Raw genomic sequence first — 7,902 nt, forward strand, 5'->3', positions numbered from 1 at the left:
CCAGGACCAAGGGACCGGGCGTGGTTTCGGCGAGGCCGAGACCGTCCAGCATCTGGGCCGGCGTGACCCAGCCGAGCGCCGAAGCCACCTGCCCCAGATAGGCCAGGGCCGCATAGGCTCCGCCGACACTGACCACGGCAAGGCCGCTGAACACGAGCCCCATCCGGGCCAGGGTCGAGTGCGGGGCCAGGGCCAGGGCCAGCAGAACCGGAGCCAACCAGACGACAAGACAGATCACGGCCGTGCGCCCTGCCCCTCGCAACGCCACCGTGGCGGTCTCGCCGGATTCACTCGCGCCGGGCTTGCCGGCCAGGACCCAACCCAGCCCCCCGGCACCGAGGATGATCAGCGGAAAGGGCAGCACGGTGAAGCTCAGCACGGCAAAGGCGGCCAGCGCTACCGCCAGGCTGATGCGGTCCCGGATCGTCCGGCCGCCGATCCGGACCAGGGCCTGGGCCACCAGCGCCACGACTGCAGCCTTGAGGCCCAGCAGAACCGGACCGGCCCATTCGGACCGGCCGTGGACCACATAGAGCGCAGAAAGGGCCAGCATCAGCATGAGCCCCGGCAGCACGAACAGCAGCCCGGCCGCCACACCGCCACGCACCCCATGCAGCTTCCAGCCTAGCCACACCGCCAGTTGCTGCGCCTCGGGCCCGGGGAGCAGCATGCAGAAGCTCAAGGCGTGGGCAAAGCTGGCTTCGTCGATCCAGCCCTTTTCCTCGACCACCGCCCGGTGCAGCAGGGCGATCTGCCCCGCAGGCCCGCCAAAGCCCAGGCAGCCGACCCGCAGCCAGACGCCCAGCGCCTCCCTGAAGGTCGGGCCACTGTCCGTCATGCGGTGGCCGTGCGCCAGACGCGGTCGCGGCCTCCGGGCTGGCCAAGGCGCGCAACGATCCAGCGCGTCGCCTCGACGATCGCCGGCTCAACCGCGGCAGGAGCCCCGACCAGGACCATGGCGCTTCCATTCATCTTCATGGGATCCAGCAGGGGCCGCAGCCTGACCTCGGCCACTAGCGTGTCATCCGTGACGGTTTCCATCGCCCGGATGAAGGCATCGAAGGTTTCGAGGTCCTTGAGCGGCGTCCAGATGGCCAGGACCGCCCTCGGGTCCCGCTCACGCACGGCCCGGGTCGTGGTGACGATCCGGGCATAGTCATCCGGTCGCTCGAACGGTGGATCGATCAGGACCACGGCCCGCCCCCCTCGCCCAGCCTTGCCGGTCGCGGTCTCAAAGCCGTCGGATTTTACAGCCTGGGCAAAGGGGTAAGGCCCAAGAGAGCGCCGCAGAAGTTCGAAGTCATCGTCACGCAGTTCGCAGGCGGTGTAGCGATCGTCCTGCCCAAGGCTGGCCGCGATCAGAACGGGCGAGCCGGGATAGAGCGGCCCGTCACGACCGCCGTTCAAGGCCCTTACCCGCGCTACAAGCGGGGCAAAAACCGCCGGCGCATCTTCGGCGGCCAGGAGGCGGAAGATGCCAGCCTCGGCCTCACCCGAACGGCGCGACATCTCGCCGGTCAGGTCATAGGCCCCTGCTCCTGCATGGGTGTCGAGAACCGACAGGGGGCCGCCCTCGGCCTTTAGAGCGGCCAGCAGGGCCAACAGGATGGCGTGCTTTTGCAGGTCCGCGAAATTGCCGGCATGGAAGGCGTGACGGTAGTTCATGAACGGCCAGGTGCCTCAACGCGCGACAGGTCCATCCGGTTATACGGTCTGCTGCGGCAGGTCATGCGCCTTCAGGGCCCTGTGCAGTTCATCGAGCATCAACTGCCGCAGCCCAGCCGGCGCCACGATCTCCACGCCGTCTCCCCAGGTGAACAGGTGCCAGGCCAGTTCCAGCATGCCGGCGGCGCGAAAGGCTACGGTCACCGAACCATCGGCTTCGGGCCTGACGGTCTGGGTGCTGTGAAAACGCCAGCGCAGGGCATCCTCCGCCCGCTCGGGCCGGATCCGCAGAACCACATCCTCGACCGCGCCATGATAGATCCCGAAGCTCTCGTCGGCGAAGGCCTGAAGAGAGAAGCCTTCCGGCGGCGGAGCCGGACGATCCAGGACCGCAAGATCCTGCATCTTGTCGAGCCGCCAGGACCGGGGACGAGGGTCCTCGCCCTCGAGCGCCACCAGATAGTTGCTGCGGGCAAACAGGATGCCAAGCGGCGTCACCTCGCGCCGCCGCCCCGGCGTACTGCCGCCGTCATACCGGAACGACAGGGCGCTCAGGCCCTTGATGGCGGTGCGGATCGCAGAAAGAGCGGCCTCGTCCTCATAGGGCCTTGGCCCAGCATGGACCGCGATTGTTTCGGCCTGGACCAGGGCTTCTACATCTGGCGCGACCCGGCGACGAGCCGCCCCGCGCAGGGCCGAGAGCAGTTTGCGTTCCAGACCGTAGAGCGAGGCGGCCCGCCCCTCGGCGCCGGAGGCCCGGTAGCTGTCGGCCGCCGTGCGCAGGGCCGCCAATTCCTCGGCGGTCGGGGTCTGGAACAGGCCGTCCAGCCCAGCGGGAATGCGGAAGCGCCGGGTCGGCGGGTCCTCGACGACCTCCATTTGAGGGAAGGCTGCCCAGACCGCGTCGCGCATGCGCTCGGCCGTTCGCCGGCCCACATCCAGAGCGCGGGCCATTTCGTCCAGGGTGAGTCCCTCCGCCGATCCCGCCAGCATGCGGGCCAGGTCCAGGAGCCTTGCAGCTTTTTCGTGCCTCATACGTTCTCCATACGACCGAAACTGGCGCATGGCACGTCCAAAGCTGGACCTGTCGAACCAAGGAGCCGTTCATGTCGCGCTTTGCCTGCCCTGCCTGGGCCATCGCCCCCGTCAATGCACCGATGATTTCGGCCGTCCTGGCCTTTGCCGACATCCATCGCGATCTGGGTGCGGGCCGGACCCTGATGCGGATCAGCCCCGAACGCGCAGCGCGCGCTGATGTCATCCTGCTGCTGGGCCGAAGCGCCGAACGGGTCGTCGATCTGGGCGTCGTGTGGAACGATCGCGAGGACCAGATCATCCGCATCGTCGATGACGCCGAACGGCACGAGGGGCGACTCGCGGCCTGGGAAGATGCCTTTGACCTGTTCAGGTCCGAGACGAACGATACCCCCGTCGAACGCCTCGTGGCCTGACTGCGTGTCGCTCGACAGCCGCCTGAGGGCGGTTGAAGAGCAATGTTCTGCCTAAAAAAGTACTGACAACGCCACGCAAAGGGGCGCCCGCGAGACCGCGAGCGCTTGTGACGGTTTCTTGCAATCCCCCCCATTGCCGAAGCCGCTGGCTTGATCACACGCTGCAATCGTCGGCAAAGACCGAATGAAAAAGCAGTTCAAAACAGAAAAAAGAAAATCTCGGGAGAAAAACGTCATGGGAAAGGAATCAATCGTGCGTTGAAAGATGCAAAGAGGGGGCTAAAAATGAATCAGCGGCTTAAAACTACTCTGCTCGCAGGTATTTCTGCGATCTCCGTTACTTTTGGATACTCAGTCGCGGCGCATGCTGCTGACGCGCCGGCCAATCCGCCGGCTGACACCTCTTCTGAAATCGATACGGTTGTCGTCACCGCGCGCGGAAAGCCGCGCACCGTTCTGGACTCGGCCGTTCCGGTAGACTCCTTTAGCGAAGCCGAACTGAAATCGGCCGCCTTCACCGACACCAATGACATTCTGAAGTCGCTGGTCCCGTCTTACACACTGGCCCGCGAGCCGATTTCGGACGGCGCGACCTTTGTTCGCCCGGCCAGCCTGCGCGGCCTGCCGACCGACAAAACCCTGTTCATGGTCAACGGCAAACGCCGCCATCGCTCGGCCCTCGTAACCATCGGCGGCACCGGTGCGCAGGCCCCCGACGCGGCCACCATCCCGGCCTCGGCCCTCAAGAATGTCGTCGTGACCCGTGACGGTGCCGGTGCCCAGTACGGCTCGGACGCCATCGCCGGCGTCATCGACTTCCAGCTGAAGGACAGCCCCAGCGGCGGCTCCCTGACCGCTCAGTACGGCCAGTTCTTCCTCGGCGACGGCGAAGACGTCATGGTCACCGGCAACCTCGGCCTGCCGATCGGCGACAAGGGCTTCATCAACGGCACCTTCGAATACACCAGCCAGAACCAGGTTCACCGCGGCAAGCAGTACTGCAACGTCGGCATCCCCAACCAGTCGGCCGGCTTCTGCGTAGCCAACTATGCGGCCACCAACCCCGCCTACGGTGCCCTGATCACCGACTATGTGCAGAAGTGGGGTCAGCCTGACGCCGAAGGCCTGCGCGGCGTGGTCAATGCCGGCTACGACATCAGCGACTCGCTGCGGGTCTATGCCTTCGCCAACTACTCGAAGAGCTCGGCGACCGAGTACTTCAACTATCGTCCGCCGGTGAGCAATGCGGTCAATGCGACCCCGATCCGCCAAGCCGACGGCAGCCTGTTCCAGTTCAGCTCGATCTTCCCGGCCGGCTTCACACCGATGTTCGGCGGCGACGTCACCGACTACAGCCTGGCGGGCGGCCTGAAAGGCAAGCTGTCGAACGGCATCGAGTACGATCTGAGCGGTCGCTACGGAAACGACAAGATCGCCTACACGATCTGGGACACGGTCAACCCGTCAATGGGTGCAGCCTCGCCCAAGGAATTCTACGACGGCTCGCTGGTCTCGACCGAAAGCGCCCTGAACGCTGATTTTGCCTATGACTGGGCTCTCGCCGGCATCAAAACGCCCGTGACCCTGAACTTCGGGGCCGAGTATCGCAAGGAAGGCTATGAAATCACCCCCGGCGACAAGGCCTCCTACACGGCCGGGACCTGGTCGGTGCCTGATCCGTTCGGCTTCTGTAACACCACCACCCGCACCCCGACCGCCGCCGCGACCGCGACGGTTCTGGCCAACGGCCTGAACTGCGCCAACTTCAAGTCGGACGCTTCCGATGGATTTGCGGGCATTGACCCGGTCTATAGCGCCCTGGCCGTCGGCTCGAACGGCTTCCCGGGCAATACGCCGGCCTATTCGGGCAAGCTGAGCCGCGACTCCTACGCCGCCTATGCCGAAGCCTCGGCCAACATCACCGAGGCCTGGTTCCTCGACGGCGCTATCCGGGCCGAGAAGTTCTCGGACTTCGGCGACACCTTCAACGGCAAGCTGGCCACCCAGTACCAGATCACCGATGACTTCGGGATCCGCGCCTCGGTCGGTACCGGTTTCCGGGCTCCGACGCCCGGCCAGCTGTTCACCACCAACGTGTCGACCCGCGTGGAAAACGGCGCAATCATCGCCTCGGGCCTGTTCCCGGCCACCAACCCGGTTGCCCAGTTCATGGGTGCCAAGGAACTGAAGCCGGAAAAATCGCTCAACCTGGCCCTTGGTTTCACGGCATCGCTGTTTGACGGCATGAGCCTGACGGTCGATCTCTACAACATCGCCATCGAAGACCAGTTCTACGCCACCAGCGCGATCACGGTGACGCCGTCGATCAAGGCCGCTCTCATCAGCGCCAAGATCCCCGGTGCCGACACGATCGGTCAGGTGCAGTTCTTCCAGAACGCCTTCGACTCCACCACCACAGGCGTCGATGTCGTGGCAACCTACAAGAAGGCCTGGGACAACGGTCAGTCGACCAGCTTCACGGCCAGCGCCAACTGGAACAGCTTCGTCGTCGACAAGGTCAACAAGCCGACCCCGAACACCTCGGGCGTGACCTACACCTTCTTCGACGGCGAAAGCGTGTACGACTTCAAGCACGCTGCCCCGCGCTGGCGGAGCACACTGTCGGCCACCCACGAGATCGGCAAGTTCCGCATCCTGGGTCGCGCCAACATCTACGGCCCCTACAAGAACATGTTCAGCGTCGGCAAGCCGGACGTGATCCAGAAGTGGGATCCGGAGATGCTGTTCGACACCGAAGTGTCCTATGCCGCGACAGACACCTACACCGTCTCGGTCGGGGCCCGGAACCTGTTCTCCAACTATCCCGATCCGGACAAGACCGGCGAGTCGGCCACCAACGGCCGTCTGTACCGCTCGGACTCGATCGTCGATTGGCAGGGTGGCTTCTGGTACGCCAAGGTCTCGGCGACCTTCTAGGCTCGCCTTATCGACAAACAGAGAAGGGCCAGGCGAAAGCCTGGCCCTTTTTTCTTATGCGTCACCGGACGGTCAAAAGGCCGGAGAGCCGGGCTTGCCGCCTTCAACCGGCCTCGGCCAGGGACTTGCCCATCCGGATCAGGGGCACCTCGTAGCCAGAGGAAGTCTTCGCCGTGAACGGTTCGATGTCTTCATAGCCGCAGGCCCGGTAAAGGGGCACGCCGCCCATCGTCGCCGCCATCTCGACACGGGCAAAGCCTTCAGCGCGCGCGGCCGCTTCACAGGCCTCCAGCACCAGGCGTCCGACGCCTTTCCGCGTATGGGCCGGGTGGGTGTACATGGCCCGCACCCGGGCCGCGTCCGTGGCCGGGTCGAGCAGGGCCGCATCGCGCCCCGCCGAATGATCGCCTCCGAACAGGGTGGCGCGCCGGCTCCAGCCGCCGCATCCGGCGATCTCGTCACCGTCCTCGATCACGAAATAGGTGCCGTCCAGGATCAGCTGGGTATCCAGGCCCATGATCTCGAACGAGGCCTGAACCCCTTCCGGCGGCAGGAAGCCGGCCAGCAGATCCCGGATCGCGACCGTCATCAGCGACGACAGGACCGGCACATCCTCGAGGTTGGCCAGCCGCAGATGCAGTCGGGCCGAAGTGATTGTCATGGCACGTCCTTCGCCGGTGTCGGCATGCAGGTAATCAGGTCCGGATAAGCCCTCGGGGATCTTGACCCGAAAAGCCTGATTCCCGTGTCGGCCCTCCAACACCTCCCCCCGCCCACGCTTCGCACAGGGGGGAGGCAGGCTGCCCAAGGGTGGAGCATCCGCGCGCAATCTGACATGTCAGCCCCCGTACCCGCGCAATCAGACTTGCTCTAAGGCGCATCAGATTTCGTGATGACCGTGGCTTCGGCGGGGCGCAGTGTACCGAAGCAGGGCAGGTCAATCGTTCAGGCGAGACACCCGCCTGGCGCCGGCTCGATCAGGTGGCGGACCTTCTTATGGACATGAATGACGGCGTGGCGACGGGCGGCGTTTTGACCCGGCGACGGTTCTTTGAAGGCCTGGCGGCCGTGGGCGGCATGTCTCTGGCCCTTTCGGGGCTGGACGCGCTCGGCTTCAGCATGGCCTCGGCGACCGAGCGGCCGCCCGAACTGACAGGCGGGGCAAAGGGTACCAAGGTCCTGATCCTCGGTGCTGGCCTGGCCGGCATGACGGCCGCCTATGAAATGAGCAAGGCCGGCTACCAGGTCCAGATCCTTGAAGCCCGCGCCTTTGCGGGCGGCCGCTGCCAGACGGCTCGCAAGGGCTTCCAGCACACCGATCTGCTGGGCAACACCCAGACCTGCGCGTTCGACGAGGGGCTCTATATCAACCACGGCCCATGGCGGATCCCCTATCACCACCGATCCACCCTTCACTACACCAAGCAGTTCGGCGTGCTGCTGGAGAGCTTCGTCAACGACAATGACGCGGCCTATGTCTATTTCGAAAAGGGCAAGGGCCCGCTGGCCGGCAAGCCGGTGCGTAAGGGCGAAATCGCCGCCGATGCCCGCGGCTACGCCGCCGAACTGATCGCCAAGGCCGCCAGCAAGGGCGATCTCGACGCAGCCCTGACCCCGGCCGATCGCGAGAAGTTCGTCGCCTATATGATCAATGAAGGCCGGCTGTCGCCCAAGGACCTGGCCTATACGGGCACCGAGGGCCGGGGCTTCTCCGTGCATCCCGGCGCAGGCGTCGATCCGGGTCCCGGCAAGGAACTGCCGCCGTTCGCGTTCAAGGACGTGCTGGATTCAGGGGCCTGGCGGGTCCTGACCTCGGTGGCCGGCTACGAGCAGCAGCGCACCATGCTGC

Annotated in this window: 7 protein-coding genes; 3 read left to right on the plus strand and 4 right to left on the minus strand. The window is 65.4% G+C overall.

Features of this window, described 5'->3' with window-relative positions:
- The 3 genes from chrA to DBR10_RS16005 form a co-directional block, all read right to left on the minus strand.
- The coding region (chrA, locus tag DBR10_RS15995; RefSeq protein WP_233243445.1) for a chromate efflux transporter at positions 1–838 on the minus strand (838 nt) is incomplete at its 3' end.
- Positions 835–1,665, minus strand: coding sequence for a 23S rRNA (adenine(2030)-N(6))-methyltransferase RlmJ (gene rlmJ, locus DBR10_RS16000; RefSeq protein ID WP_108505297.1), 831 nt, complete (start codon positions 1,663–1,665; stop codon positions 835–837). The genes chrA and rlmJ, both read right to left, overlap by 4 nt.
- Before the next feature lie 39 nt (positions 1,666–1,704).
- Positions 1,705–2,700 carry a helix-turn-helix transcriptional regulator gene (locus DBR10_RS16005; RefSeq protein WP_108556506.1) on the minus strand — a complete coding sequence of 332 codons (996 nt, stop codon included), beginning with the start codon at positions 2,698–2,700 and terminating at the stop codon, positions 1,705–1,707.
- A 71-nt stretch (positions 2,701–2,771) separates the two neighbouring features.
- Between DBR10_RS16005 and DBR10_RS16010 the strand changes: the two genes are divergently transcribed.
- Both DBR10_RS16010 and DBR10_RS16015 read left to right on the plus strand, forming a co-directional pair.
- Entirely contained in the window at positions 2,772–3,116 is a 345-nt protein-coding gene (locus DBR10_RS16010) for a hypothetical protein (RefSeq protein WP_108505298.1), read from the plus strand.
- A gap of 285 nt (positions 3,117–3,401) precedes the next feature.
- Positions 3,402–6,053, plus strand: coding sequence for a TonB-dependent receptor plug domain-containing protein (locus tag DBR10_RS16015; RefSeq protein WP_108505299.1), 2,652 nt, complete (start codon positions 3,402–3,404; stop codon positions 6,051–6,053).
- 103 nt (positions 6,054–6,156) lie between these two features.
- On the opposite strand, the gene DBR10_RS16020 is transcribed toward DBR10_RS16015, so the two are convergent.
- Positions 6,157–6,714, minus strand: a complete 558-nt coding sequence (locus tag DBR10_RS16020) for a GNAT family N-acetyltransferase (protein WP_108505300.1) — start codon at positions 6,712–6,714, stop codon at positions 6,157–6,159.
- Positions 6,715–7,049: 335 nt separating this feature from the next.
- Here DBR10_RS16020 and DBR10_RS20185 point away from each other — a divergent pair.
- The coding region (locus tag DBR10_RS20185; RefSeq protein ID WP_442861123.1) for an FAD-dependent oxidoreductase at positions 7,050–7,902 on the plus strand (853 nt) is incomplete at its 3' end.

The sequence above is a fragment of the Caulobacter sp. HMWF025 genome (assembly GCF_003060965.1).
Lineage (GTDB): Bacteria > Pseudomonadota > Alphaproteobacteria > Caulobacterales > Caulobacteraceae > Caulobacter.

Bases quoted from the DNA above. Each gene is read 5' to 3' on its own strand.
- DBR10_RS16005 (WP_108556506.1), bottom strand. From the start codon at position 2,700: ATGAGGCACGAAAAAGCTGCAAGGCTCCTGGACCTGGCCCGCATGCTG.
- DBR10_RS16020 (WP_108505300.1), bottom strand. From the start codon at position 6,714: ATGACAATCACTTCGGCCCGACTGCATCTGCGGCTGGCCAACCTCGAG.
- DBR10_RS16015 (WP_108505299.1), top strand. From the start codon at position 3,402: ATGAATCAGCGGCTTAAAACTACTCTGCTCGCAGGTATTTCTGCGATC.
- rlmJ (WP_108505297.1), bottom strand. From the start codon at position 1,665: ATGAACTACCGTCACGCCTTCCATGCCGGCAATTTCGCGGACCTGCAA.
- DBR10_RS16010 (WP_108505298.1), top strand. From the start codon at position 2,772: ATGTCGCGCTTTGCCTGCCCTGCCTGGGCCATCGCCCCCGTCAATGCA.